This is a genomic window from Halobacillus hunanensis (assembly GCF_900166655.1).
In the GTDB taxonomy this organism is placed as follows: domain Bacteria; phylum Bacillota; class Bacilli; order Bacillales; family Halobacillaceae; genus Halobacillus_A; species Halobacillus_A hunanensis.
This window is the reverse complement of sequence record NZ_FVZB01000007.1, coordinates 227,153-252,839: the sequence shown is the minus strand read 5'-3', so window position 1 is coordinate 252,839 and position 25,687 is coordinate 227,153. Positions and strand designations below refer to the sequence as shown.

Below are 25,687 nucleotides of genomic sequence, written 5' to 3'. Positions count from 1 at the left end.
TGAGCTAAACACTCAATTCTGGCTTTTTATGTGCTTCTCAGCTTTTTGATATTCTCCTTGCCAAATGGTTTCAAAGAAAGGCTGCCCTTTAACAAGTTTCCCGCAGAGTTCTTCGTGATGTATAGTCCAGCCATGTGATGTGCCGTGATACAAACGTTCCCAAGCCTCATCAGTTGTTAATTCTTTGATCGACTGATACTCAACAGGGTTCCATTCTGTTAACCAGTAACGAATTTCTTCAGGATAATCAGAATGCTTTAATTGATCAAGGGCCATCATTAACAATTGCTTCAACTGTCGTTCACGTCTGGTTAAGCCTGACATTTTTTCTGGCTCTAATGAAAGGATATGATATTCTTTGGTGAATTGCTCTTCCATTTTGTAAGTAGCTGGCTTCTTGCCTTGGACCATTTCAAAAACCAGTCGTTCTTGTCTCGGAATTAACCTGCTTTTTTTAACAGGAAGTGTGTAACCCAAGGTATCAAATACAATGACATCGTGCCCATTCGTCACAACGGCAGCATATTCAATGGTATGCCGTTCTTGATTTTTCTTCATATACGTTCTTTTTTGTACATCTTGCAGAAGTGACATGGGTAAGTCCTGCAGATCATTCTCAATACTTTCATAAAGCTGATCCTCTACGAGCAGCAGCGGAATTTGGTCAACAATTTCAATTCCATCCTCCTTGCGCCACTCGTGAAACCGGCAAACATTGTAACCATTCTCTTCTCCTTCAAACCAGTTAACCCATAAATCGTGCATATATAGCATCGTGCACCCTCACTTTCTTACAGTGATCTCTTTAGGTTACATTATGACCAATACTGGCTTTTTTATTCTCTCAAACCATTATTTAGTAAAGGAATCACTCATCAATAAGAGTGCAAGGGATATTAACAATATTCCCAGAGGGAACAGATAACACTCTGGCCGGGCCCTGATAAACAATAAGAATTCGACCCAATTTAAACCCGCAGGAATCAGGTTTAAATAGGTGATCGTCACGGTTCCGCCCGCCACTGAAAAGCCAAATCCAGTTAGAAATAATAACCACCGTCCCATTGCTTGTCCTCCCGATCTTGTTTCCTTTGTTTATAGTATGAAAGATAGCAGATGGACATGCCTTCCAATAATCGAGCATTTCATACATAATTCCTCTTTACTTCAATCGAAATTACAGGTAAATTTAATAGAGGAGCTTCCAGATAGAAAGGATGATTATGTATGACAGCTAAACGCTCTACGCGCAGACGGAAACGGCGTCTTCGTAAGAGAAGGGTGTTCGTAGCTGCATTACTCCTAATTTTTATTACATCTATAGGTTATGCAGGTTATGAATATATGATGGGAAAACAGGACTCCCTTGGAAAAGTATCCGGTCAAAATGGAGAAGTTCAACTAGAAGAAATGTCTAGTAAATATAAAGAAGCCTTCGAAGGCGTTGACAATCATGATGGTGTCACCAATGTCCTGTTGCTGGGTGTTGACCAGCGAGGCAGTGAAACACCGAGGTCAGATACAATTATGATTGCCCAATATGATCCTGAGAATGAAACAGCTAGACTTGTTTCGATCATGAGGGATACCTACGTGAATATTCCTGGTCATGGATATAATAAAATTAATGCTGCCTTTGCATTTGGCGGACCCGAATTACTTCGGAAAACGATTGTAGAGAACTTTGGGGTAAAACCTGAATATTACGCGATCATTGATTTCGACGGTTTTACACACATTGTAGATACACTAGCTCCGAATGGTGTAAAAGTTGATATTGAAAAGGATATGCACTACAACGGCGGGAAAGACACAAACATCGATCTTAAAGCAGGTACTCAGCGATTAAATGGGGATGAGCTGCTTGGGTATGCTCGCTACCGCGGAGATGCCAGAGGAGACTTTGCCCGTGTTGAACGACAGCAAAAGGTTATTAAACTATTAAAAGATGAACTTTTATCATTTAGTGGTGTATTAAAAGCACCTCGTTTGATCGGCACGATTCAGCCGTATGTGGATACAAACATGGGAACGTCTAAGATTCTGTCACTTGGAAAAGATTTTATCCTGAATCCACCTAAAGATATTGAAACCTTATCTGTTCCGACGGATGACAATGTGTGGAACCAGCGCAAGCCTTTCCCAGTTGGACTAGTACTCGCACATGATGAGCAAGAAACAGCTCAAACCATTCAAGAGTTTCTCGAATAAAAAAAAAAGAGAATTTGCGTTTTACAAACACAGCGGTATAAAAAATCCCAATGTCACATGGACATTGGGATTTTTCTTTCATTAATCGTTATATTTTTGGAAAATAAGTGAAGCGTTATGACCTCCGAAACCAAGAGAGTTGCTCATTACAATGTCTAACACTTTCTCTCGCGCTTCATTCGGTACATAATCCAGGTCACATTCAGGATCTGGGGTTTCGTAATTAATGGTAGGCGGCATAATTCCTTCATTAATAGCCAACAGTGAAATAATGGATTCCACTGCTCCGGCAGCTCCCAATAAATGCCCTGTCATCGACTTCGTTGAAGACATTGAGAAGTTGTAGGCATGGTCTTTAAATACAGATTTCGCTGCGATCGTTTCAAATTTATCATTGAGATCTGTTGAAGTTCCGTGAGCATTCACATAATCCACTGCTTCAGGGCTGATGTTGGCATCATTCAGTGCCTGATTCATCGCACGAGTCGCTCCCTCTCCTTCTGGTGCAGGAGCTGTAATGTGATGAGCATCCCCTGTGGCACCGTAACCTGTCAGTTCTCCGTAGATTTTTGCTCCACGTTTCTGAGCTGATTCAAGTGTTTCCAGAATTAAAATCCCTGCACCTTCTCCCATAACGAAACCATCTCGATTTTGGTCAAATGGGCGGCTGGCTGTATTTGGGTCTTCATTTAAAGAAAGTGCACGGGCAGAAGCGAATCCGGCAAAGGACATTTTGTTCATAGGAGCTTCAGTCCCTCCTGTTACCATAATATCCGCATCTCCACGCTGGATGACTTTAAAAGCATCACCGATTGAATTAGCTCCTGAGGCACAAGCTGTTACTGTGCAGGAGTTAATTCCCTTGGCACCCAGTGCAATTGAAACTTGTCCAGCAGCCATATCTGGAATCATCATCGGAATGAAGAATGGGCTGACACGACGATATCCTTTTTTCTGGAACGTTTCAAACTGTGATTCGTACGTGTTCATACCGCCAATGCCAGAACCAATCCATACACCCGTTCTAGCCGCATTGTCTTCATTAATTTCTAATCCGGCATCCTCGACAGCCATTTGCGAAGCAACCATAGCATATTGTACAAATGGGTCCATCCGGCGTACTTCTTTGCGATCAATGTAAGAAGATGGGTCAAAATCCTTTAATTCAGCAGCTACACTGACAGGATAATCTTCTTTATTTACTTTGGTAATTTCACCAACGCCTGATTTACCGGCTTTAATATTTTTCCACATTTCATCGACTGAATTACCGACAGGCGTGACTGCCCCCATGCCGGTAATGACGACACGACGTTTATCCATAACTATCTTCCTCCTTGATTACTTACCCCACCTGAGTGCAACGGCGCCCCAAGTAAGTCCGCCACCAAATCCTACAAGTACGACAAGATCATTTTCTTTTATTTTACCTGCTTTTACCTCTTCTGACAAAGCCAACGGAATCGAAGCTGATGATGTATTTCCATATCTTTTCACAGCTGTAGCCATTTTCTCTTCCGGAACACCAAGCCGCTGCCTAGCTGCTTCCATAATGCGAATATTAGCCTGATGTGGAATAAGATAGTCTACATCCTGTTCACTTAAGCCGATTTTCTTCACGACATTTACTGAAGACTCAGGCATTTGCCTTACTGCAAATTTGAAAACTTCTCTTCCATTCATATACAGTAAATCATCTTCTTTACCTTGATACAAATGAGGTCCTCCACTGCCGTCTGAACCTAATTCAAAGGATAATATACCTTTTCCTTCGCTTACAGGCCCTACGACCGCCGCTCCGGCCGCATCACCGAAAAGAACACACGTATTTCTATCCTCCCAGTTCGTGATTTTAGAAAGTTTTTCAACTCCAATAACGAGGACATTCTCATAGGATCCATTTTCGATAAATTGTTTTGCTGTGATCAGACCATACATAAAACCTGAGCATGCTGCTGCTACGTCCATAGATGCTGCTTTTGTTGCACCTAAGCGATGCTGAAGCATGTTGGAGACAGATGGAAATGGCTGGTCAGGTGTAACAGTAGCCACTAAAATCATGTCCAAATCTTCGGCTTTCACATCTGCATCCTTAAGAGCATTCTCTGCGGCACGAAACGCCAGATCAGATGTGTCCATATCATCAGATGCAATTCTTCTTTCTTCTATTCCAGTACGTGTCCGAATCCATTCATCACTAGTATCCACAATTTTCTCCATGTCATGATTGGTCAGTACCTTTTCTGGTACATAATGGCCAGTTCCAATGATTCCAGCATTCATTTTTTCATCCCCTTAAAAGGTAATCTTCTTGTTCTTGTTCAATTTGCGAATCTTGGCAAGTGACTTCTCTGTTTGATTTCACCTGCCACTGAACAAGACCTTATATCAAATATTATGACTTGGTACTAATTTTAATTCATATCTTTTTATTCTGCAAGTTATGGTAAAAAGGAGTTTTGCTAGGCACCTCGCTTCTACAGTCCCTATGATTTCCGCATATCATATAGGGGGAGGTGATGAAATAATGAGGAAAGAGAATCCTTCTTCTTTTGATTCCTTCATGTGGGGTGGCAGCCATTCCTCCAATGAACAGTCTGAAGATACAAAGTCGAGTGAATCGACAAATAAGGAAGAGCAGCAGGCAGACTGGATGTCATTGGCTAAAGAGGTACAACAAACCTGGAAAGCCGTCTCCCCCTTAGTCCAGCCCATCGTAAACAAATTCAAGAAATAGACGCTTTCTTTATCTGAATTTGACTAAATTCCTATATTTAAATGAATTTCATAATTCTCAGCCCAGCTAGTATCTTGAAAACTCAATTCTGAATGTCTGAGTGGAGAAGGGGAGTTGGGGAAGGTGTCGCTTTCCCACTCTCCCCTTGCCATATGTTTTTTCGGAATCACCCGAAATGACCTTTCAAAGACCTTTGCAAAAATACCGTTCCGATTTTGGGTCCATTGTTCTCATTAATCGAAATGGGGATGGGAAACTCCTAGCCTCCTGCTGGAGATGATAGACAGACGCGTTAAATGAAATTGACCATTTAATAAAGTAAGCTCAGAGGCGTGTCAGCCTCTGAGCTCTATTGTCCAGGAAGTTGCCCGGTGTTTTTATATTTTTGTACGACCTTCTCCATCTTTTGTTGGAACTCAGCTGGAACCATCGGGCTGTACGCTCCCATCTCAATAGCTCCTTCCTGAAAGTCAAAACTTTGGACATCGCCCGGGAGTTCTCCTTCGAGATAGCGTTTCATGGCAATATTATATACACGATCCACGCGCTGTACTGTACTCGTCAACACTGTATTCCGAGCTATGGAAGATTGGTCCGACACATAGCCAATCGCATAGTGTCCATCATCCTGAGCTGCCCGGATCATAGGAATATTAAAGATGTCGCCTGCCGGGTAAAACACGTCCGCTCCATCCTCTTCCATTTGCCGATATAAAGCTAGCGCCTTTTCCGTGTCTTCCCAGCTATTTGTAAAAGCAATCTCCACTTCAGCATCAGGATTTTGGAATTTTACTCCTTCATAGAATCCCTCTACCTCTGGCTGCCATTCGAATGCTGCTACTAAGCCAACTTTATTCGTTTCCGTCATTTTGCCAGCAATCATGCCTCCAAAAAACCCCATAGCATCTGCACTAAAATTTAAACTAGTTACATTGTCTGCCGAAAATTGGCCATTAAAGTAAATAAAATGCACATCAGGGTAAGCTTCATGAAGGTCTCTAAAATAATTTCCATACACACTGCTATGTCCGAATATAACGGTTGCGCCTTTATCAACCAGTTCAGCTACAGCCTGAGCGGTTTGTGGTGCCGTTTTTACCCCTTCTTTGAAGTACACATCCACGCCATATTCTTCTTGAATCAATTGCAACCCTTTATATCCTTGCTGCCCCCATGCTTGATCGTGAATCGTTGTTTCCACAAGCATGCCGACTTTATCTGTATGCCCAGACACAAACGCATACTGACACCCTGTCAACAGCATTAATGCCAAGATTAGAATTAGTAAACTAGAATATATTCTCAAGAGAAAACACTCCTACTTTTCTTCATTCACCTCCTTTATCTTACATGTTTTTATCTAGGAAAGTAAACGGAATCTTCTTAGAACGTAAAATGATCTACGGTTTGTTTATATTGCTGATATGTTTTCCATACATTTTCCAAGTTTTGCTGATCCTTCTCCCCTGCTAAAGTCCCTCGTGAAAACCGCTTTTCGTTCAGTTGCAGCACATCACCGTTACGAACGTAATGAAATATTTTTTGAAGATAATCCCCTACATAAACAGCTTTTGACTTTTCCATGTTCTCGTGAAATTCTTCATACGTATCTGCCTCGATATCCATCCATTCTCCATATAAGAAAGGAAGCTCCACACACAAACGGTTCGACGTTCGGCCTTTCGGGCAAAATTCAATCATATCATTATAAATATAAAGGCGTTGATCCTCATCGGAATGATGACTATGATTTTCGCGGTCCTCCGCTGTATTAAAATGCTGAAAATTGCTGTTCCTGCCAACGTTCATATACAAATGTTCTTTCAGCGCCGTATCAATTTTGTCTATCCCTACAACTTCTTTCCCCTCCTGAAGCAAGTACTGAATGCAATGGTACCCAATCCAATGAAAGCAATTATATAAAACAGATGCCATGTCTGTAATCCCCCTTCTCACCCAACATTTTATTCGAGAACGGCTCGCCCCATGCTTAATTATGCGATTCCATATTTATTTTTCAGCAATACTCTGATAAAATAAATAAAGATTGTCTAAAAAATGAGGTGACTAGTATGCGTTTTGTTTGGACAGTAGTTTGGGCTTTCCTATTAAGCCTAATGGCTGCATATGTCATTAGTAATATGACGGGATCAGATTTTTCTTTCCTTCAAACGGTCGTAATGACAGTTGTGTTCAGTGGAACAGCTTTTGCGCTAGGTGAAGGGCTAATTAAAGAAGAGGCTTAAATAGTTCGAGAAAAACGTTGCTGCTTATGTACTATTATAAGCAGCGTTTTTTTATTGTATAATGTGGAAATGGGTGGCTTCATGCCCCTCTAGAAAGGATAAGCAGCTAGTCATATGCCGCTTCCCTTTTTGCTGACTAAGGAGGATACATACATGCAAGAATTTTTTCTAATATTGAAGTACTTGTTTCTCGGATTATTCCAGGGGATCACAGAACCAATCCCGATCTCATCGAGTGGTCACCTTGTCATTGTGCAACATTTGATGAACCTAGAAATCGAAGGATTAGACTTTTTAGTACTCGTGAACTTTGGCTCACTCATCGCCGTCCTTATGATCTATTGGGATGATATTGTCCGCTTATTTAAAAATGGAATCGGTTATCTGGTCACCAAGGATTCACGACAAAAAGATGACTTTGACTTTGTTCTCTATTTAATCATCGGGACAGTGCCAGCAGGTGTCCTAGGAGTATTGTTCAAAGATGTGTTCGAGCAATTAAAGACGGTAGAAGTCGTAGCGATTGCCTTAGTTATCACCGGGTTTGCGCTTTGGATCATTCGTAATATCCGCGGCGTAAAAAATGACGGAATGCTAACTTGGAAAGATGCTTTAATCGTTGGGTTAGCTCAGGCTGTGGCGTTAATTCCCGGCATAAGCCGGTCAGGAGCGACAATTGTTGCCGCCATGCTAATCGGCATGAAGCAGCAAACGGCTCTGAGGTTCTCCTTCCTCCTGTATATTCCGGTTAGTTTAGGAACAATGCTTTTATCAGTAGGCGATTTAATGGGAGACGATCTTTCAACTCTGTGGCTTCCTTATCTGATAGCATTTATCGCTTCGATTTTTGCTTCTTACATTTCACTGAAATGGTTCATGAACATTATGGCACAGGGGAACTTAAAATACTTCGCGGTCTATTGTTTTATCGTCGGAGGATTAGTATTGATTTTCCTTTAATGTGAAAAGGAGAAAGCATCTGACTTACAGCTGCTTTCTCCTTTTTTATGGCGTGCACTTTATTTTATTATCCTCCGCTTACTGGTGGGATGAAAGCAATCACATCCCCATCAGCAACTTTGTAATCGTTGGCTGCATACTCTTCGTTAACCGCCGTCATAGCTTCATGAAGGCGTTCAAGCTGATACTGCTGACCAACCTCCTGCTTGATCTCTTCGACTGTTTTGCCTGCTGCCTCAAGGTCAATACTTTCCTGCCCGGCCTTCTCTTGTAATCCGGCAAATAATAAAATGCGGTTCATTTAAAATCCTCCTTTTGCGGTGCGCCCTCAGGGTATGAGTTCGTTTCTGTTTGATCGCCGATCCAGGCATCTCCATCTTCCCAGTGCTCTTTTTTCCAAATCGGAACCATCTCTTTAATCCGCTCAATAGCATAGCGGCTTGCTTCATAAGAATCGGCTCGATGCGGGGTAGAAACAGCGATAACGACCGCAATATCTTCTATGTCTAATCGGCCAACCCGATGAACAATAGCTGCTTTCGCATCTGGCCAGCACTCTTTGATCTCCATACCTAATTGTTCAAGTTTCTTTTCAGCCATGGAACGATACGCTTGATATTCTAAGTGAAGCGTTCGCTTTCCGTATGTAAATTCGCGCACTGTCCCAATAAAAGTATTGATCGCTCCCGCTTCACGTCGTGAAACAAGCTGGACGACCTTTTCTACTGAAATGGCTTCATCTGTTATCCAAAACAGCTTACTCATTCTCTTCCCTCCTCTTTATGATTTCATAAATAGATGCAATCGATTGGTTCCATTGCTCCATCGTATAAACTGGCACATCGAGATGTCTTGTCCAATCTTCATTCCAAGTCAAAACAAAGGCAACCTGATCTAGCTCCAATAAAGAAAGATCTGTTTCGTCCTTTATAATCACTGCTTTTTTGAAGGGTGCGTTTTTGTAACCTTCTATCATGATCAAGTCCGGTTTAAACGATTGATATAATCTGATCACACGCTCAAGCGGCATGACTTGTTTATGGTTAACTTCTAATTGAAAGGTGTCAGCACTGTCTACCCCTGTTAAAAAGGACCCAGCTTTTTGCAAGCGATAACTATCGGTATGATCGTGCATTGGTTCAAGCGGCTGGTAATGACCGTGCCGCTTAATAGACGCTACTTGATCTCCCATAGAAGAACCATATTCAATCAGGTCGCATAAAACTGTTGTCTTCCCACTATTTTTATAACCAACAATTTGAAAAACAGGCGCTTGTGTCATAGGCATTCATCCTTTTTCCTTGCCCCACATGGACGTAGGGTCGTTCGACGTTGACACATGCCCCACACGACGTGGGGTAGTTCGGTGTTGGCACAGGCCCTACACGACGTAGGGTCGTTCGACGTTGGCACAGGACGTGCCGAACTTAGTCGAACTTCCTTTAACTCCGTTCTTAACCGAACTTCCTCTGCCCCGGTTTTACCGAACTCCCCTAGACAGCTTCTTCCGGGGTACATGTTTAATTTATGAAAAAAACCCCTGCCTTTTAAGGGCAGGGGCATTCCTTCTAGATCAATCTGGAATACCGAGAGCTATTTTTGCATAACGACTCATACGGTCTTTAGTCCAAGGCGGATTCCAAACGATGTTAACGGTTATTTCGTTTACCTCTGGAAGATCAGCAAGGACTCGTTTCACATCCTGTTCGATGTGACCTGCCAATGGGCAGCCCATTGCGGTTAATGTCATTGTTACAGTTGTATTTCCATTATCATCCATATCGGCGCCGTAAACGAGACCGAGATTTACGATATCAATCCCAAGTTCAGGGTCAATCACATTCTCCAGGGCACCCATGATATTTTCTTCAAGTGCTGTATCCACAAATACTTCCCCCTTCACATAAATTCATACCTTATTATAAACATATTTTCACAAAGATTAAACCACTAAACCTTGCTAGAGAACAATTTCAATCCAGTTTACCATCTCTTTAATGGCAAATCGGCTTACCTTATGGTCACGGCCAGCTTCACGGAGAAATTGAATATTCTCAGGATTTCTATAATATTCAACCGCTTGATTATAGAAATCATACGAATGCTCAAATGGTACCACGGGATCAGCATCACCATGCCAGAAAAATAATGGCCGGCCTTGCAGTTTGTCCATCTGTGTTGATAAGTCAATGGTTTCCAGCGATTGATAAAGCTGATGCAATTCTGCCTCGCTAATTGGAAGTTCAATCCCCGTCTTTTCGACATCCAGGATTAACTTTTTAGCAAAGTCGACAAGTTTAGGTGAACCCATCATTACAGAAGCCGATTGAATCCACGGATAAAGGGTTAAGGCTGCGCTCGTAGTGACACCGCCCATTGACGTTCCCCCTACTCCAAATCGACGGTCTTTAATAAGGTTGCGATGGTCAAGTTCCTCTTTTATAGCTTGTAAATCCTGCAAATTTTGATGCACAATATCCCAAAATTTAAAATTTAATGCTTGTTTGGAGATCCCATTCTCCCTTTCCCCATGGTAGAGACTGTCGGGCAGAATAACACGATATCCTTTTTCAGCCAGCAAATAAGCTTGCGGAAGATTATGCTCCTTGGCAGACGTAAAACCGTGAAAATATGTAAACACAGGCAACGCTTCGTCTTTCTTCCTATCCTCTACAATTACCAGCACTGGAATTTCCTTATAACGTTCTCGATAGATGCCAATCATTATGCTCGAATCCTTTCTTGTTGATTCTTTACTTTCTGTTAAGATTAGGCTAATAATTATGGTGTACACTATATATAATCGTAACACTGGGTACATTTACTTGGAAAGTATTAGGTATTCGTGATAGTATTTGTTTACATATAATCTCTATACTCGCTACACTTGACGATACATAAATGAGGTGAAGAAAATGACGAAACAGCACTTGATTGCGCTTGATTTAGATGGAACGTTACTAACAGATGAGAAAACAATAAGTCCAGAGACGAAAGCGATGGTCCTTACTGCGATCGAACAAGGACATATCGTATGCATCGCAACAGGACGGCCGCATCGAGCAAGTATTGATTTTTATCATGAGCTTGGATTAAACACTCCAATGGTTAACTTTAACGGTGCTTTAATCCACCACCCGAAGTATGAACGCTGGGATGCCTTGCACTCGCCATTATCCGTTCGTACTGCTCGGAAGATTATTCATACTTGCCACGAACTTGGTGTAAAAAACATTCTTGCCGAAGTAATGGATGACGTCTATTTGGATCAGCACGATGATGAGATCATGGAAATATTCCATACGACTGATGATAACCCGATTACTATCGGACGGTTGCAAGCAAATTTGACGGAAGACCCGACTTCCCTGCTTATTCATCCAGAAGAGGATAAAATTCAAGCCTTACGTGACGAACTGGATGTGCATGCCTCCATTATTGAACATAGGAAATGGGGAGCGCCGTGGCATGTTATTGAGATCGTACGTGCCGGCATGAACAAAGCAGTTGGTTTAGAAAAGATTTCTCATTATTATCATATTCCCAAAGATCGCATTATCGCATTTGGAGATGAAGATAATGACTTTGAAATGATTGACTATGCAGGTGTTGGCGTAGCAATGGGTAATGCAATTGATGAACTGAAAAACAGAGCCAATCACGTAGCGGGGACAAATGAGAACAATGGTATCGCAGAATTTCTAGGTGACTACCTGCAACTGAAAACGAAAGCAATGTAAGTTAATTTTTACCTAGAGTAGTTATAGAGCATCAAGCCATACTAAGCTTGGACGCGAAAGAAAGCGTTCAGGCTTTTTTTAGTGACAGGAGGGACTTGTCATGGATAAGAAAAAGCAAAATGAAGAAAAACGCTGGGTGGAAGTTAAACCGTTTGACGAGAGTCAAATGGAGCCCCAGAGGCTGACTGATGCTAAGCGTAAGGAAATCGAAGCTGACCAGCACACAGTAGGAGGCTTTTAAAAATGGAAAATTCCTTATTTGAGAATGCCAAACAAGCTGTTAGCCGTTTCACACAAAACAGACGCCAAAATGGTGGTCATACTGCGAATGCACAAGATATGCAAGCAGCCAAGCAAGCGATTCAATCTGCATATAGCCAATGTTCTCAACAGGAGAAACAACAGCTACAGCAGTTAGAACAGCAGCTGGACAACAATCACCAGAACATGCGTTAACGATTCAAATAGGACCAGACCTTTTTACAGGTTTGGTCCTTTTTTCATGTTCAATATCGTTTAGTAAGCCTCCTGCTTCCTTAGTTCACGGAGCAGGTTCTTGACGACGTTCCGCAATTGATCGTAATTTTCATCAAGGACTCTAAAGTAAAGAGCACGCAATAAATGTTTACAATTATTTATGATAATCTCTTCATCTGGGTTATTCCAGCTTTCACGAATATAGAGCAGTGTTTCGACCCACTCCAGACGCTCCTGAGGCTCGATTTTTTGAAACATCGTTAAAATCGCTGTAACCATTCGTTCTTCTTCATCAAATAAATAAGGCTGATCAATTAAAAATTGTGTTCGAATAATTGGAAGCATCTGTTTAACTTCCTCTGAGGTGATCTCATCACACGCAGCTACACTCTCAAGAGCATCAGCAGCATGAGCCATCGCATGGGCCCATCCTTTGCCAGGAACATATCCTCTATGATCCGATTCCTGCTGCATATATTTCTTGAGGTTATCCCATACTCTGTGTACCTCTTCTTCCTTTAGAAACGGCTGTTCACGGTGCCGTTTCATGATCGGCGGGATGAGCAGAACAGAGAAACTCCTCTTAAAGACAGCGTCTTCTTCCTTCTTCGAGCTCCCGATTCGATAAAATAAATAATTTTTATTTAAAACGGATTGTAAGATATTCTTTACCTGTTCATTGTTATAGTGGCCACGTTCAATGAAGGCCGTAATAATCTCATGGATCAAGTCATCACGAAGAACAGGATGAACAGTGCCAATCCTTTGAAGCATCAATGTTGTAAGTTCTTGCAAGCTCTTCCCCTCAGGCAATGTAAAATCATTGTCCTTGATAGGTTGAAGCACGTCTATCAATTTTGTCTCCATTTAACCCCTCCCTTAAAGTGATCTCATTGTACCATAAAGCCTAATCATATACGCAAACATTATGCTGTCAGTTTTGTGCAGGAAGTTTTTCTGCTAAAATAAGTGAGACAAGTAGTAAGGGAGGGACTTTTTATGTCGATCAAAGTTGAAGAAACACCAAACCCGAATGCACGCAAATTCACAACTGATTCTCTTATTTTTAAAGGAGACGGCAGTGTATCTGTGATGCCAGGGCAAACCAGTGATTATGATGTAATGAATGAATTAATGGCACTTGAGGGTGTCGATAATGTATTTGGCTTCCAAAACTTCATTACAGTAAATAAATTACCTGATGCAGATTGGGAAGCTCTGACACCTAAAGTAGAAGGGCTGCTTACAGAAAAAGGCTTTTAACCAACAAAGGCTGAGACGTTGAATTCAACATCTCAGCCTTTTTCTTTATCCATTTATCCGAAATTTTCTAATGGAACATAGTTCAAGTTAACAGGCTGGCCGTTTTCGTCCAGCTGATAAATCGTCATCACAAGAGCTCCTTGTTCTGGAAGCTGATCTTTAGGAATGTCCATTTGAATCGTAAATTCAGACCATTCCGGGGCTGCTTTTTCTACCTCAACAGCCTTACTCTCGATCAGCACATTATGTCCATCATCTACACTATAATAAAACTTCCCCTCACGAACATTGGCTTCACCCGTTACTTTATACTGGCCATTTTCACCTGTTAGTGTAAAATTACGAAAAACTTCTCCGACCATATCAAGGCTTACCCCAGCTTGGGAGGAATTCTCATTCGCAGCTTCTTTATCCGTACCAGTGTCAGGATTTGATTCAACTTCTTCCCCTATCGCAAAGGGTTTCGTGATTTGAAAAGGACGTGATTCAAGTGGCTGATCATTGATCGTGGCCACTAAAAACGTCATTCTTGCTTCATATTGACCGTCAGGCAATTCCTTCTCGACTAGCTCCTTCGCCTCGAGCTGATCACCAGGTTTCAGATCTTTCGTTGTCAGACTCTGGGCAAACATTTGACCTTCAGAATATTTATAGACCGTTTCCCCCGCCTCGTTCACAATGGTGATTTCATATAATTGACTGGAACTGAACCCGAGAATCACTGGTTTTTCTGCTTCATTCGTTAACGAGAATTGGACATTAACTTGATTCTCATCCGCTTTTACGTTGGCATCAAACGTAAGTTGTTCAATAAAAGGGATCACATTGTACTCCGGAGCCTCTTTTCCAACGGGTTGATCCTTCTTGTTCATTTCCTCATCCCCACCTGAAGTAGATTCCGAATTTGATTCTGAACATGCCACTAATAATATGATCATAAGTCCGATCATGATCGGCGACAGCTTCTTCAGCATCATCACATCCTTTTGATATTCCTATACAACTATTTGTCATCTTTTCTAAAAAAGCCAAAAATGCCGGTCGTCTGCACAATATTTGTAAAGGCTTGAGGATCTACCTCTGTAATAATGTGCTGCAAATCATACAACTCATACCTTGTAATAACCATTACAAGCATATTCTTGTCCTGCTGGGTAAATGCCCCTTTTGCAGGTAAGGTCGTAATCCCTCTTACCATTTTAGCATGAATAGCTTTTTCTAAATCTGCAGCTTGTGTCGTAATAATCATTGCTGTCAACTTCTCATGGCGTGTATGAACAGCATCGATCACACGAGTTGTTACATAAAGTGTTAAAAGTGTATATAAAGCATTTTCCGGTAAATATAAAAAGCCGGCTACAGCAATAATCACACTGTTGATAATTAGGAAGTAAATTCCGATCGGCCGATCCTTCATTCGCGATAAAATCATCGCAATAATATCCAGACCGCCAGTAGAAGCACCCCATTTTAGCGTGATCCCAACACCAACACCACCAATTACACCGCCAAATACAGCGTTCAAGATGATATCTTCGGACAACTGCATTACCGGAATTAGTTCAAGAAAAAGAGTTGTAAAGGCGACAGAGATGACACTGTAAACCGTAAATCCTTTTCCAACTTTGAACCATCCCAGGATAGCAACAGGTATATTAAGTATAAATAAAATAAGACCAGTACTGACAATAGATACGTTGAAAAAGTCTTGAAGAATACTTGTCATTAACTGGGCTACCCCAGTAAACCCACTCGCATATACATTTGCTTCAATTAAAAAGAGATTTAGTGAGATCGCATTCAGCACTGCCCCAAAAATAACAATTATGATCCGTCTAGATTCAAATGAAAACATAGCAGCCTCCTTACCATTCATATAACACTATTCTGTTTTATCACCGGTACGAACTAAAATCAAGCCTTTATTTATGGTTTCCCATAAAAGAACAGCAATAATCCTATCTTTTTGAATATACTTTGACTAACCAGTCTCTTCACTCTAAACTTAACATAACAAAATTAAAAGAATGCAGGTGATAAACATGAGGATTCAAATTCTATGTGACTCAGCCAGTGATCTATCGGAAGAAACATTACATAACTATAATCTGGATCGAGTTTCTCTCGGTGTAACCATTGGGGACCAGGAATTTCAAGATGGACAAACCATTACCCCAAAAGAGGTTTATAAGTTAATGAAAGAAGGGGAAGCCCCGAAGACTTCGCAAGTTTCGCCAAACCTATTCCGGGAAACCTTCCTTAAATATGTTGAGAGCCATCAGCCCTTCATTTATTATGCCCTCTCCTCAGAGCTTTCAGGCACATATCAAACGGCTAAGATGATTGAACAAGAAATCAAAGAAGAGTATCCCGACGCCCAGTTTGAAGTCATTGATACAAAAGCTGCTTCCTTAGGCTACGGTCTCATTGCCATCAGAGCCGCTGAATTAGCTGAGAATGGCGGATCTTTCGATGAGATTATCAAAGTCAGCAACTACTATATCGAACATATGGAACATATTTTCACCGTTGATGATCTCGAATATTTATACCGCGGCGGACGCGTCAGCAAAACAGCCGCCTTTGTCGGCAGTTTGTTAAAAATTAAACCTCTCCTGCACGTGGAAGAAGGGAAACTGATTCCCTTAGAAAAAATTCGCGGCTCTAAAAAAGTTTTAAAACGGATGGTCGAAGTCATGCAGGAAAGAGGTCAGCAATTAGAGCAGCAGCGAATTGCCATCAGTCATGGGGATGACATTGAGACGGCTGAAAAGCTTGCTGACTTAATCAAATCCGAATGCGGGGCCACCCAGGTGGAAATTGACATGATCGGTGCCGTGATTGGCGCCCATGCTGGCCCAGGAACAATCGCCTTGTTCTTTTTAAACGCCCCTCCTAAATAAGCAACGAAAAAAGAAGCATCGGCTGATTAATTTCAGTCGATGCTTCTTTATTGATTGCACGTCCTATGACTCATCGCTCCGCTTGTTTTTCACACTAACGACAATGACCCCTACAACAAACAACAGGAAGATTCCTCCTGCAAAACTGATAAATGCCCAGTTAAGTCCCTGGTCCGGTTCAAGCACAAAAACATCCGCCGTTTCCCTTTCCATCCCAAGCTTGTACACTCCTTGATCGGATGGACGAACGAGGCCATCAAGCATCAGCCCTCGCATTTGCATATCTTCAGGCAGATTGGTGAGATTGGCGACTCTCGTTTCTGTTGAATTATTAATCGCGATGACCATTGTTTCACCCTCATAAGTCCTCTTGAAAACAGCTAATCCATCCTGATTATGGAGCTCTTTAAAGTCTCCATTTGTGATCGCTGGAAACTCATTTCGAATCGAATTCAATTTTTCAAGATAATGGTTGAGCTCCTCATTCTGAACTTTAAAATTCATCATCCCTAAATTGGCTGGCGGCTCAGCACCATCAAGGGGAATTTCTGAACCATACAACACGGAAGGAATTCCAGGAGAGGTAAACAAATAAGTTAACCCTAATTTCCAGCGTGTGATCGGATTGTGACCCGCTTCAACAGCCTTTCTCGTAAACCTTTCACTTCCTGTATGATCAAGAAAGTTCATCATCAGTTTCGGATCGCCGACCTGCTGTTTGTTTCGTTCCCAAACGGAGTACAATTCATCTAATGGTTGTCCGGCCTGTTTGAAGGTTTCCGAAGCAGTTTGGAAAAACGAAAGATTCACGAACGCATCAATCCCCGTTGATTGATATTCAGCAATACTTTGAAAATCATGTTTTTGTACTTCTCCCAATAAAAAGAAGTCCTCGTCAATCGACTTTACATGCTGAGAAAAATCACTCCAGAATTCTTTAGAAACCTCACCTGCACTGTCTAATCGGAAACCGTCTACACCTGTCTCATTGATCCAAAATGCAGCAGTTTCAAATAAAAACTTCTTCACTTCCGGATTCGCTGTGTTCAAATCAGGCAGCTCTGACTTCCAGCCTTCTTGACCTTCTGATACCCCATCGTGAAACCAATCTTTCTTTTCTGGATCTTCCAACCAAGGGTGCTGCCGACCCGTATTAGTAACGATAAATTCAAATAAAATTTTCATATCGCGCTTATGTACTTCTTCTACCAGCCGCTTGGCATCCGCTAATGTGCCAAAATGGTCCTCTACCGAAGTAAAATCTTCCACCCAGTGACCATGAAATCCGCCTGACTCATTCGCCATAATCGGCGACAGAGAAATGGTCGTAAACCCCATTTTCTTAATATAATCAAGTTTCTCGATAACCCCTTGTAAATCCCCGCCATGATAAGCTTTCGGGTCTTTTGGATCAACATTGTGGTCATTGCTGTTACTGCCGTTCATAAATCGATCTACCATAATATGATAGACGCTTTCTCCTTGCCAAGTTCGCTCTTCTTTTTCAGCGGCGTCTGTGGTAAGCGCGCCAAAAAGAAGAAACGGGATGATCATGAGAATCGTTGTTAGTTTTCTCATCGCCGTTCCCCCATCTATTTTTAGTGAAATGCTATCCGCCTTTAAGCGTATCCTTTTGCCTCTCACCCGTCAAATTTCTCAAAAAAAATCTGCACGTATTTGGGCAGATTTTTCACTATTTAATCCATTTCAATTTAAGTCCTTATCCTCCCAAGGGATTTAAACCAAGACTTTAGTTTGTATAAGGGGCTCCGGGAAACGGTTCGCTTTCCGTGGGCGTGCGATGAGCCTCCTCAGGCTTCGCCTTGCGGGGTCTCATCTATCCCGCGTATCCCACAGGAGTCTCACCTTTTCCCTCCACCCCTTTACCATAAAATTTACATCATACAATAGACAACCGATTCATATTGGCTGGAAAATACTCAAATAAATAGGACAAAGCTATATCCAGCAGATTCCGTAACGCTTTAGGCATGATAGTTTTTTTCTTCTTATTAAAGTAATGGGGGTTGGAAAACTGCGAGACTCCTGCGGAAAAAAAAGTCCTAGGTGAGACCCCGCAGAGCGGAGCTCGAGGAGGCTTGCCGGACTCCCGCGGAAAGCGAGTGGTTTTCCAGACCCCATCCGCCATCCTCAACTAACGAAACCGGTCTTCAATAAAAATGGGCGATTGTGTAGTAACACTGATAGACAGTGATCAACCTACTGAAACCAAAACCTGCTATAAGAAGCCATTTTGAACCGTTCCGGAAAGGGGCCGCATATTTTCAGTCTTTTGCGTGTTTTATAAGGGCAATTGTGAAGTGGATTCTACTACTTTATCTGAATATGGTAAGCCTTCAGCCAATGGTTGATTTGACATAAATAAGCAATTAATTGTGGGCCTGCCATCAGCTGGCCAAACCATGGTGTATTGAGCGACGTCCCCCCTGAATTATTCAGATTGATGATTTGATTGCGGTCAAAAAGATCAAACAACGGAGATTGTGTATCAGCAATAATCTCCTTCATCCACTCCTTCACCCCAGCTGTATATTGAGGATGAAACGTTTTTGGATAAGGATTTTTCTTTCTAAACAATACTTTATCCGGCAAAATTCCCCGCAAAGCTTCTCGCAGCAATCCTTTCTCCAGATCGCCGTAATGTTTCATCTTCCACGGGATATTGTAGGCATATTCCACAAGACGATGGTCGCTAAATGGAACGCGTACTTCCAAGCTAGCCCCCATACTCATCCGGTCCTTTCGTTCCAATAATGTTTGCATAAACCAGTTCATATTTAAATAAAACAATTGTCGCTGTTTAGCATCGATCGCACTTTCCCCATCAAGAAGCGGTGTTTCATCAATACTTTCCTGATAACGTCTCATCATGTATTGCTCTATATTGATGTCTTTTTTTAAATCATCACGAACGAGCTGGTTTCGTTCATGTAGTGATCGAATCCAAGGAAACCCTTTGCGGTCGCGATCCTCTTTCCGATAAAACCAGGGATATCCGCCGAAGATCTCATCTGCACACTCCCCTGAGAGAGCCACGGTGACATGATTCTTAATTTCCTCACAAAACCAAAGCAACGACGAGTCCACGTCCGCCATCCCCGGCAGATCACGAAGCTCCACAGCTTTAGAAAGCTTTGTAATGAGATCTTCCACACTTGCCTCCATCGTCATATGATGGGTTTTGTTTTGATCACTGATCAGCTTGATATATTCACTGTCGCGATCTGGCTGAAAGGCGTTCTTCTCGAAAAACTTCTCCTGCTCCTCGTAATCAATCGAATACGTCTGCAATGTGCCTTTGTTATTTTGTTGATAATGATCAGCAGCAATCGCGGTAATGGCGCTCGAATCCACCCCGCCGGACAGGAAGGTGCCAAGTTTCACATCACTGACAAGTTGACGTTCTACTGCATCGGTGAACAATTCCCGGACACGCTCCACTGTCTCCTGCCACGAATCAGTATGCTCTTCACTTTTCACATTCCAATAGCGATTTATGGTCAATTTTCCTTGCTCAAAAACCGCACAATGGCCCGGACGAAGTTCATGAATACCGTCAAAAATGCCATGGCCTGGTGTACGAGATGGGCCTAAAGCCAGAATCTCATGCACCCCTTCTGCTGAAATACTAGCCTCTTTAGCAGGGTGGGCCAAAATCGCCTTTATTTCTGAAGCAAACAGAAATCCACCCTTGTGCTCACTGAAAAACAGCGGCTTTACTCCAAGACGATCTCTGGCTATAAACAGTTTCGACTTTTTCGACTCCCATATGCTAAACGCAAAGATTCCATTCAATTGCTCGACACACTGACTGCCCCACTCCATATAGCTCACGAGTACAACCTCGGTATCTGAATGGGATTGGAACGTCCATCCTTTAACCTTTAACCGCTCTCTTACTTCGTCTGTATTATACAATTCACCGTTATAACACAACACATATTCTTCCTCATTCGCCTTACGAACCATGGGCTGTGTTCCTCCGGCGGGATCTACGACAACGAGTCGCCTGTGCCCAAATGCAGCGGGGCCTTCAATCCAGTTTTGATGCTCATCAGGTCCACGATGAGCAAGTGTTTTCGCCATCTTGTCGATCGATTCTCTCTTATTTCCTTCTTTTTCGTGAAAATCAATCCAACCTACTATTCCACACATCTAACCACCATCCTTTTCCTCAGAAAGACGCAAACCAATAAAACGCAGAAAAAAGCACCATATAGCAATATATGATGAAATGGCTGGTTGTGATGAAAAAAGCTTGACATTTTTATTGAGAATGATTATCATTATTGTTGAGAATAATAATAACCCGTCCCCCAAATTCCGGGTAGTTGTTCCAAACCAATTATAAAACCCCTTTTTCAAAAAAATTCCTGCATGCTAACAGGCATGCAGGAATTTTTTATATCAGGCAGGCAAAAGCCCTAATTCTAAGAAGCCGAAACCTAGGATCAGGGCGATAACCGCAGCAATAACAAGCTGTGTCCACCATCCACTTGCAGGCTTTTTCTTCTTGTACTTAATGCAAACCATTTCCATTGCTGTGATCACCCACAAACCTACTAACAGCTTAACAATAACGAGTGCATTATAGTTGGCGTAGGCTGCAAAAAGTGACCCCCCTGAGTAAAGAACCAATAAATAGTCCAGTCGTAAAATCATATGGGAGATTTTAGCCGCTTTTTCATTTCCACTTCTCGTAAATGTCGTCACAAGTCCTACTAAAACAAAGGCAATTACCCAAGAGGTAATATGTAAATGTGCCATTTGCTTTCCCTCCTTTTTACATCACTTTCAAAATCATCATACCACTTTATACATTTCTTTTCCTAATACAAAACATTTCAAACACTTTTTCCATAAGTGAGAAAATTTACATTAAACCTGTTATAATGAATTTTGATGCCTAATTGAAATGGAGGGATACGATGACTGTATCTAGTCAGCAAATCATCGACCAAACACAAGAGTACGGAGCTAAAAACTATCATCCCCTGCCGATCGTAGTCGCGAAAGCAGAAGGGGTTTGGGTAGAAGATCCTGAAGGAAATCGCTTTATGGATATGCTGAGCGCTTATTCCGCAGTGAATCAGGGCCACCGCCACCCTAAAATTATCCAGGCGCTCCATGACCAAGCTGGCCGTGTCACTTTGACTTCACGCGCCTTCCACAATGATCAGCTTGGACCTTGGTATGAAAAAATTTGTAAATTGACTAATAAAGAAATGGCTTTGCCTATGAACACTGGTGCAGAAGCAGTGGAAACAGCGATTAAAGCTACACGGCGATGGGCTTATGACGTTAAAGGCGTTGCCGAAGATAAAGCTGAAATTATTGCCTGCACAGGAAACTTCCATGGCCGAACAATGACAGCGGTTTCTTTATCTTCAGAGGAAGAATACAAACGTGGCTTCGGGCCGATGCTGCCTGGGATCAAAGTGATTCCATACGGTGACATTGAGGCACTAAAAGAAGCCATTAATGAAAATACAGCCGGATTCCTTTTCGAACCTATCCAGGGCGAAGCAGGAATTGTCATGCCTCCCGAAGGCTTTCTAAAAGAAGCATATGAGGTATGTGAGAAAGAAAACGTCCTTTACATTGCTGACGAAATTCAGGCTGGTCTAGGACGAAGCGGCAAAATGTTCGCTTGTGACTGGGAAGATGTAACACCCGACATGATGATCCTAGGAAAAGCTCTAGGCGGAGGTGTTTTCCCAATTTCTTGCGTGGTCGCAAACAAAGATGTACTCGGCGTCTTTAACCCTGGTTCCCACGGATCTACTTTTGGCGGAAACCCGCTGGCTTGTGCAGTGTCAGTCGCGTCACTTGATGTGATTGAAGAAGAGAATTTAGTAGATCGTTCTCTTGAGCTTGGTCGTTATATGATGGACGAGCTTAAGAAAATCGATAACCCTGCCATTAAGGAAGTGCGCGGAAAAGGATTGTTCATCGGGGTTGAATTAACAGAACCGGCACGTTCTTATTGTGAAAAATTAAAAGAAAAAGGGCTTCTATGTAAAGAAACACACGAAAATGTAATTCGCTTTGCTCCGCCACTAGTCATTGATAAAGATGACTTACAGTGGGCGATCGACCAGATCAAAGAGGTTCTGAAATAAGAAAAATAAGTTATTACAGAATGCATCAGGTTCATCCTGATGCATTCTGTAGTAAAGAAACTTTTTTTATGTTAACGGTCAATTGATTCAATCCCCGTGATTTTCTTTTGTCCCCACGGCGCTACAACAATTTCTACCTCCTGGTTCCCTCCTGCCTGTTCAATCTGTCTGCCTGTTTTCTCATCAACATAATACCGGTTTAAACCAATACTGACGTTATAAAAATTTAGTTGCTCATTATGCCGTTCAAGCTGTGCTTTAATCACCACTTGGTCATCAGATGCCGCAAGCGAATGGGAAGAGGCTTTTGTAAGTTCATAGATCCCCGATTTATTTGGACTCAACAGTAAATGTACGACCTCATCTCGTTCCGGAGATTCGCCTACCCACTTTTCCTCAGGAATTTGTTCTACTTCATAATTTAACGTGACATAATCTCCGTAGAAAGGGTCTCTGGGATCAACTGGAGCTGTTTTCAATCGTATGGTTTCCCCATAAACATCCATTGCGTAATAAGAATAGGCCATTCCAGCAAGAAACAAAACTTGTAGTCCGACAACAATGTAGAAGTAAACTCGCTTCATGACGCTATCCTCTCCTTCCCTATAGCTCTTCGCTTACGTTCCAGGAAATAGCTTAGCAGAAACAAAAGGACTCCGCCGATAAAGAAAAACAGTGAACGATCCATAAAGTCCCAGGCTAGTTGAAAATAGGCTACGAACGTTGTGAAGAGAAAAGCAAATGTCCCTTTATTTACCCATCCTGACCTTTCCCTCTTATATCCAGCCAGCAGCCAGCCAAGTGAATAGATAAATAGAATGAATAAAGAAAGGAAATCTCCAGCTCCTATTCGAAAAACGGGGATAAACAAGACTAAGTCAATCCAATAAAACTTCGTCGACTCAAGAGCCGATTGAAGTACTGCGTAAACAAAGAACACGGTCCAGATCAGGAAAAAGACCTCTGAATACTCGACTTGCTCGCTTTCCTGCCCTAAGAGAAACACTTGAAATACATTCAAGATAAAAATAGAGCAAACAGCGAGGCCGCCGAAGGATTTCAAGTGGGACTGACCACGCACGAGATGGCTGACAATATACAATGCAAAGAACAGCAAGATCAGCCAGTAATAAGAAAATTGTAAAGAGAAAACCAGAATCAGACTCTGAATTAAATAGCTCGCCGCAAATAACAGGCTGCTTGTCGGGTCCTGCCGTTTATAGACAAACCACCCTAATCCAATTAGAAACAAACAGCCCATTCCAATGTGATAATCCTGATATACAAATCCGCTATACACTTGCCCAACCGTCAAGATCACGAGGACGGCTATGAAAAAACTTTGCTCTGAAAATAGGAGAAACACGAGGAAAGCTGCGGCAGACCAGATGAAAAAAGGTAAGGCACTAAAGGAATGATAATGGTACATTTGCCCGATTAAAAACTGGCCTGCCCCGAACACGAGAATTCCGAGCAGCAATAGACTGCGTCCCATTGGTTTTGAATAGGTTCGGTAAATAACCTCGCCCCCGATAGAAAAAAGCAGTAAAAACCCGATGATGATAGAAAGTTTCCCCATATCCGGGATGCCCGACCAGTTTGATGCAATAAATGTTAGAAAACCAAGACCAATGAAAATCGCTGCAAACGTAAACAACAATGGGTGCTTTGGTGAAGCATGACGGTTCAGAATTTGATCTCTTTGATGTTCTGTTATAATGCCATCATGAACCCAATGCTTTGACTCCTTTTCTAACTGTATCCGTCTCATTGCCCTTCCTCCCTTATGCAGACTGCTTCCCTTTTCGCTTCAACGGCTGTTTCTTCCTATATGTCAACGTGCGCCAAAGCCATTCCAGCGGGCCAAAACGATACGTTGTAAGCCAGGCTTTGCTTAGCATAATTTGTAAGGTGAATACGACTAATACGATCAAAACACTCATCACGGGCGATACCTGTCCATACCACCCCAAACCGACAGAGTAAAAAAGGAAAAAACTGATCACCGACTGAAAGATATAATTGGATAAAGACATTCGGCCAACCCATCTTAGCGGCTTTAACAACCTTCTCCCTGCATTCGTTCTGAACAGCAGCGTAACAGATAACACATAAAAGAAAGCGGACGCGGTTCCCCCTACATTATCTTGAAGAAGCTGGAACCATTCAGGATTTCCAAACAAATAAGGAACGGCTTTAAACAGAATAAAAATAATACCTGTCACTGCCCATAACCGTTTCATAGGAGATACAAATTGCCCGGGTGTATGAAGCCATCTTTTTCTAGCCAAATACATGCCAAACAAAAACATTGGGATGAGACTGAAAGCCAGAAACGGGATGGAGCCTACATTGTTAACATACGACCAGTCCACGGCATTTTGCTGCCATATATCCAGTAAACTTCCTTCCCCATAATTCCGTTTGGCAGCATTGATCGCTTCCTGATTATAAAAACCTCCCAGGTGATCCCGCATAGCATACAAAGAAAGCGTGAGCGGAATAACGAGAAACGCAAGCATAGCATATGCCCATAGTAAAAGTGTACGTGAAGAGACAGGAAAAAAAGCAAATAACACTAAACCAAATACGCCATAAGATAATAAAATATCACCATGCCATATGAGAAAGCTATGAATAAGCCCAAACCCAATTAATAGGATCAGCCTTCTTAAGAGCACTGGGCGATAGGGAATTTCTTTCTGATCTAAACGGTCCTTCATCATTTGCAAACCAAAACCGAATAGTAATGAAAATAATGTGTAGAAACTGGCCTGAAAAAATATATCGATGATGGTTTGAACAGCATGACTTAGCGGCGATGACCAAAAATACTCCTCTCCGCCATATAAAAAGTACGGAGCATTGAACGCTGGAACATTCACCATAAAAATCCCGAATATTGCGAACCCTCTGGCTGCATCTATCCAGTCGAGCCGGTCTGCTTCTTGAAGTGGTGTTGGATGTTGATTCATAGTTATCTATCCCCCTGATTACTTTTATTTTA

General features: G+C 42.1%; 30 protein-coding genes. 10 read left to right on the top strand and 20 right to left on the bottom strand.

Annotated elements, in window-relative coordinates; genetic code table 11:
* Positions 1 to 12: 12 nt before the first annotated feature.
* Both B5354_RS13855 and B5354_RS13850 read right to left on the bottom strand, forming a co-directional pair.
* Complete coding sequence (locus B5354_RS13855; RefSeq protein ID WP_079529408.1) at positions 13 to 774, bottom strand: DUF3603 family protein; 762 nt, start codon at positions 772 to 774, stop codon at positions 13 to 15.
* Between the two features lie 78 nt (positions 775 to 852).
* On the bottom strand, positions 853 to 1,065 hold the full coding sequence (locus B5354_RS13850; RefSeq protein WP_079529407.1) for a YuzI family membrane protein: 213 nt from the start codon (positions 1,063 to 1,065) through the stop codon (positions 853 to 855).
* A 162-nt stretch (positions 1,066 to 1,227) separates the two neighbouring features.
* Here B5354_RS13850 and B5354_RS13845 point away from each other — a divergent pair, with 162 nt between their 5' ends.
* Positions 1,228 to 2,211, top strand: coding sequence for an LCP family protein (locus B5354_RS13845; protein WP_079529406.1), 984 nt, complete (start codon positions 1,228 to 1,230; stop codon positions 2,209 to 2,211).
* Between the two features lie 81 nt (positions 2,212 to 2,292).
* Here B5354_RS13845 and fabF read toward each other — a convergent pair whose 3' ends face one another.
* Positions 2,293 to 3,534 (bottom strand): beta-ketoacyl-ACP synthase II, encoded by a 1,242-nt coding sequence (gene fabF, locus B5354_RS13840; protein ID WP_079529405.1) that lies wholly within the window; start codon positions 3,532 to 3,534, stop codon positions 2,293 to 2,295.
* 18 nt (positions 3,535 to 3,552) lie between these two features.
* The gene (locus B5354_RS13835; RefSeq protein WP_079529404.1) at positions 3,553 to 4,494 is read right to left on the bottom strand and encodes a beta-ketoacyl-ACP synthase III; all 942 of its coding nucleotides are present in this window, start codon (positions 4,492 to 4,494) and stop codon (positions 3,553 to 3,555) included.
* 244 nt (positions 4,495 to 4,738) lie between these two features.
* On the opposite strand from B5354_RS13835, the gene B5354_RS13830 reads away from it, so the two are divergent.
* Positions 4,739 to 4,948, top strand: a complete 210-nt coding sequence (locus tag B5354_RS13830; protein WP_079529403.1) for a hypothetical protein — start codon at positions 4,739 to 4,741, stop codon at positions 4,946 to 4,948.
* Between the two features lie 349 nt (positions 4,949 to 5,297).
* On the opposite strand, the gene B5354_RS13825 is transcribed toward B5354_RS13830, so the two are convergent.
* Together B5354_RS13825 and B5354_RS13820 are read right to left on the bottom strand one after the other, a co-directional pair.
* A complete protein-coding gene (locus B5354_RS13825) occupies positions 5,298 to 6,254 on the bottom strand; it encodes a BMP family ABC transporter substrate-binding protein (RefSeq protein ID WP_245804796.1) in 957 nt (318 codons plus the stop codon).
* Between the two features lie 77 nt (positions 6,255 to 6,331).
* Complete coding sequence (locus B5354_RS13820) at positions 6,332 to 6,883, bottom strand: hypothetical protein (RefSeq protein ID WP_079529402.1); 552 nt, start codon at positions 6,881 to 6,883, stop codon at positions 6,332 to 6,334.
* 137 nt (positions 6,884 to 7,020) lie between these two features.
* On the opposite strand from B5354_RS13820, the gene B5354_RS13815 reads away from it, so the two are divergent.
* On the top strand, positions 7,021 to 7,194 hold the full coding sequence (locus tag B5354_RS13815) for a YjzD family protein (RefSeq protein ID WP_079529401.1): 174 nt from the start codon (positions 7,021 to 7,023) through the stop codon (positions 7,192 to 7,194).
* A 153-nt stretch (positions 7,195 to 7,347) separates the two neighbouring features.
* Complete coding sequence (locus tag B5354_RS13810) at positions 7,348 to 8,154, top strand: undecaprenyl-diphosphate phosphatase (RefSeq protein WP_079529400.1); 807 nt, start codon at positions 7,348 to 7,350, stop codon at positions 8,152 to 8,154.
* 67 nt (positions 8,155 to 8,221) lie between these two features.
* On the opposite strand, the gene moaD is transcribed toward B5354_RS13810, so the two are convergent.
* The 5 genes from moaD to B5354_RS13785 form a co-directional block, all read right to left on the bottom strand.
* Entirely contained in the window at positions 8,222 to 8,455 is a 234-nt protein-coding gene (moaD, locus tag B5354_RS13805) for a molybdopterin converting factor subunit 1 (protein ID WP_079529399.1), read from the bottom strand.
* The gene (locus tag B5354_RS13800) at positions 8,452 to 8,919 is read right to left on the bottom strand and encodes a molybdenum cofactor biosynthesis protein MoaE (protein ID WP_079529398.1); all 468 of its coding nucleotides are present in this window, start codon (positions 8,917 to 8,919) and stop codon (positions 8,452 to 8,454) included. Before B5354_RS13800 ends, moaD begins: the two co-directional genes overlap by 4 nt.
* Entirely contained in the window at positions 8,912 to 9,436 is a 525-nt protein-coding gene (gene mobB, locus B5354_RS13795) for a molybdopterin-guanine dinucleotide biosynthesis protein B (RefSeq protein WP_079529397.1), read from the bottom strand. Before mobB ends, B5354_RS13800 begins: the two co-directional genes overlap by 8 nt.
* 291 nt (positions 9,437 to 9,727) lie before the next feature.
* Positions 9,728 to 10,039 carry a metal-sulfur cluster assembly factor gene (locus tag B5354_RS13790; RefSeq protein ID WP_079529396.1) on the bottom strand — a complete coding sequence of 104 codons (312 nt, stop codon included), beginning with the start codon at positions 10,037 to 10,039 and terminating at the stop codon, positions 9,728 to 9,730.
* Positions 10,040 to 10,114: 75 nt separating this feature from the next.
* The gene (locus B5354_RS13785) at positions 10,115 to 10,879 is read right to left on the bottom strand and encodes an alpha/beta fold hydrolase (protein ID WP_079529395.1); all 765 of its coding nucleotides are present in this window, start codon (positions 10,877 to 10,879) and stop codon (positions 10,115 to 10,117) included.
* Positions 10,880 to 11,069: 190 nt separating this feature from the next.
* Here B5354_RS13785 and B5354_RS13780 point away from each other — a divergent pair, with 190 nt between their 5' ends.
* The 3 genes from B5354_RS13780 (at position 11,070) to B5354_RS13775 (ending at position 12,350) form a co-directional block, all read left to right on the top strand.
* Positions 11,070 to 11,894 (top strand): Cof-type HAD-IIB family hydrolase, encoded by an 825-nt coding sequence (locus tag B5354_RS13780; RefSeq protein ID WP_079529394.1) that lies wholly within the window; start codon positions 11,070 to 11,072, stop codon positions 11,892 to 11,894.
* 100 nt (positions 11,895 to 11,994) lie between these two features.
* Complete coding sequence (locus tag B5354_RS20525; protein WP_176142496.1) at positions 11,995 to 12,135, top strand: hypothetical protein; 141 nt, start codon at positions 11,995 to 11,997, stop codon at positions 12,133 to 12,135.
* A 2-nt stretch (positions 12,136 to 12,137) separates the two neighbouring features.
* Positions 12,138 to 12,350, top strand: a complete 213-nt coding sequence (locus tag B5354_RS13775; protein ID WP_079529393.1) for a DUF3813 family protein — start codon at positions 12,138 to 12,140, stop codon at positions 12,348 to 12,350.
* A gap of 60 nt (positions 12,351 to 12,410) precedes the next feature.
* On the opposite strand, the gene B5354_RS13770 is transcribed toward B5354_RS13775, so the two are convergent.
* Positions 12,411 to 13,238 (bottom strand): DUF2785 domain-containing protein, encoded by an 828-nt coding sequence (locus B5354_RS13770; protein WP_079529392.1) that lies wholly within the window; start codon positions 13,236 to 13,238, stop codon positions 12,411 to 12,413.
* A gap of 132 nt (positions 13,239 to 13,370) precedes the next feature.
* On the opposite strand from B5354_RS13770, the gene B5354_RS13765 reads away from it, so the two are divergent.
* Positions 13,371 to 13,634, top strand: a complete 264-nt coding sequence (locus B5354_RS13765) for a NifU N-terminal domain-containing protein (protein ID WP_079529391.1) — start codon at positions 13,371 to 13,373, stop codon at positions 13,632 to 13,634.
* A gap of 53 nt (positions 13,635 to 13,687) precedes the next feature.
* On the opposite strand, the gene B5354_RS13760 is transcribed toward B5354_RS13765, so the two are convergent.
* Both B5354_RS13760 and B5354_RS13755 read right to left on the bottom strand, forming a co-directional pair.
* On the bottom strand, positions 13,688 to 14,608 hold the full coding sequence (locus B5354_RS13760) for a BsuPI-related putative proteinase inhibitor (protein ID WP_176142495.1): 921 nt from the start codon (positions 14,606 to 14,608) through the stop codon (positions 13,688 to 13,690).
* A 29-nt stretch (positions 14,609 to 14,637) separates the two neighbouring features.
* Entirely contained in the window at positions 14,638 to 15,489 is an 852-nt protein-coding gene (locus tag B5354_RS13755; protein WP_079529389.1) for a YitT family protein, read from the bottom strand.
* Between the two features lie 187 nt (positions 15,490 to 15,676).
* On the opposite strand from B5354_RS13755, the gene B5354_RS13750 reads away from it, so the two are divergent.
* Complete coding sequence (locus B5354_RS13750; protein WP_079529388.1) at positions 15,677 to 16,537, top strand: DegV family protein; 861 nt, start codon at positions 15,677 to 15,679, stop codon at positions 16,535 to 16,537.
* Positions 16,538 to 16,600: 63 nt separating this feature from the next.
* On the opposite strand, the gene B5354_RS13745 is transcribed toward B5354_RS13750, so the two are convergent.
* The 3 genes from B5354_RS13745 to B5354_RS13735 form a co-directional block, all read right to left on the bottom strand.
* Entirely contained in the window at positions 16,601 to 18,115 is a 1,515-nt protein-coding gene (locus B5354_RS13745; RefSeq protein WP_079529387.1) for an alpha-amylase family glycosyl hydrolase, read from the bottom strand.
* Positions 18,116 to 18,868: 753 nt separating this feature from the next.
* Complete coding sequence (gene asnB, locus B5354_RS13740; RefSeq protein WP_079529386.1) at positions 18,869 to 20,713, bottom strand: asparagine synthase (glutamine-hydrolyzing); 1,845 nt, start codon at positions 20,711 to 20,713, stop codon at positions 18,869 to 18,871.
* A 252-nt stretch (positions 20,714 to 20,965) separates the two neighbouring features.
* Positions 20,966 to 21,325, bottom strand: coding sequence for a YisL family protein (locus B5354_RS13735; RefSeq protein ID WP_079529385.1), 360 nt, complete (start codon positions 21,323 to 21,325; stop codon positions 20,966 to 20,968).
* 161 nt (positions 21,326 to 21,486) lie between these two features.
* Between B5354_RS13735 and B5354_RS13730 the strand changes: the two genes are divergently transcribed.
* Positions 21,487 to 22,680 (top strand): ornithine--oxo-acid transaminase, encoded by a 1,194-nt coding sequence (locus B5354_RS13730; protein WP_079529384.1) that lies wholly within the window; start codon positions 21,487 to 21,489, stop codon positions 22,678 to 22,680.
* A gap of 71 nt (positions 22,681 to 22,751) precedes the next feature.
* Here B5354_RS13730 and B5354_RS13725 read toward each other — a convergent pair whose 3' ends face one another.
* From B5354_RS13725 to B5354_RS13715, 3 genes are read right to left on the bottom strand one after another with little or no spacing between them, the layout of a single operon-like run.
* Positions 22,752 to 23,264, bottom strand: a complete 513-nt coding sequence (locus tag B5354_RS13725) for a GDYXXLXY domain-containing protein (protein WP_079529383.1) — start codon at positions 23,262 to 23,264, stop codon at positions 22,752 to 22,754.
* Entirely contained in the window at positions 23,261 to 24,451 is a 1,191-nt protein-coding gene (locus B5354_RS13720; RefSeq protein WP_079529382.1) for a DUF2157 domain-containing protein, read from the bottom strand. Before B5354_RS13720 ends, B5354_RS13725 begins: the two co-directional genes overlap by 4 nt.
* 13 nt (positions 24,452 to 24,464) lie before the next feature.
* Positions 24,465 to 25,655, bottom strand: a complete 1,191-nt coding sequence (locus tag B5354_RS13715; RefSeq protein WP_079529381.1) for a DUF418 domain-containing protein — start codon at positions 25,653 to 25,655, stop codon at positions 24,465 to 24,467.
* Positions 25,656 to 25,687: the final 32 nt, after the last annotated feature.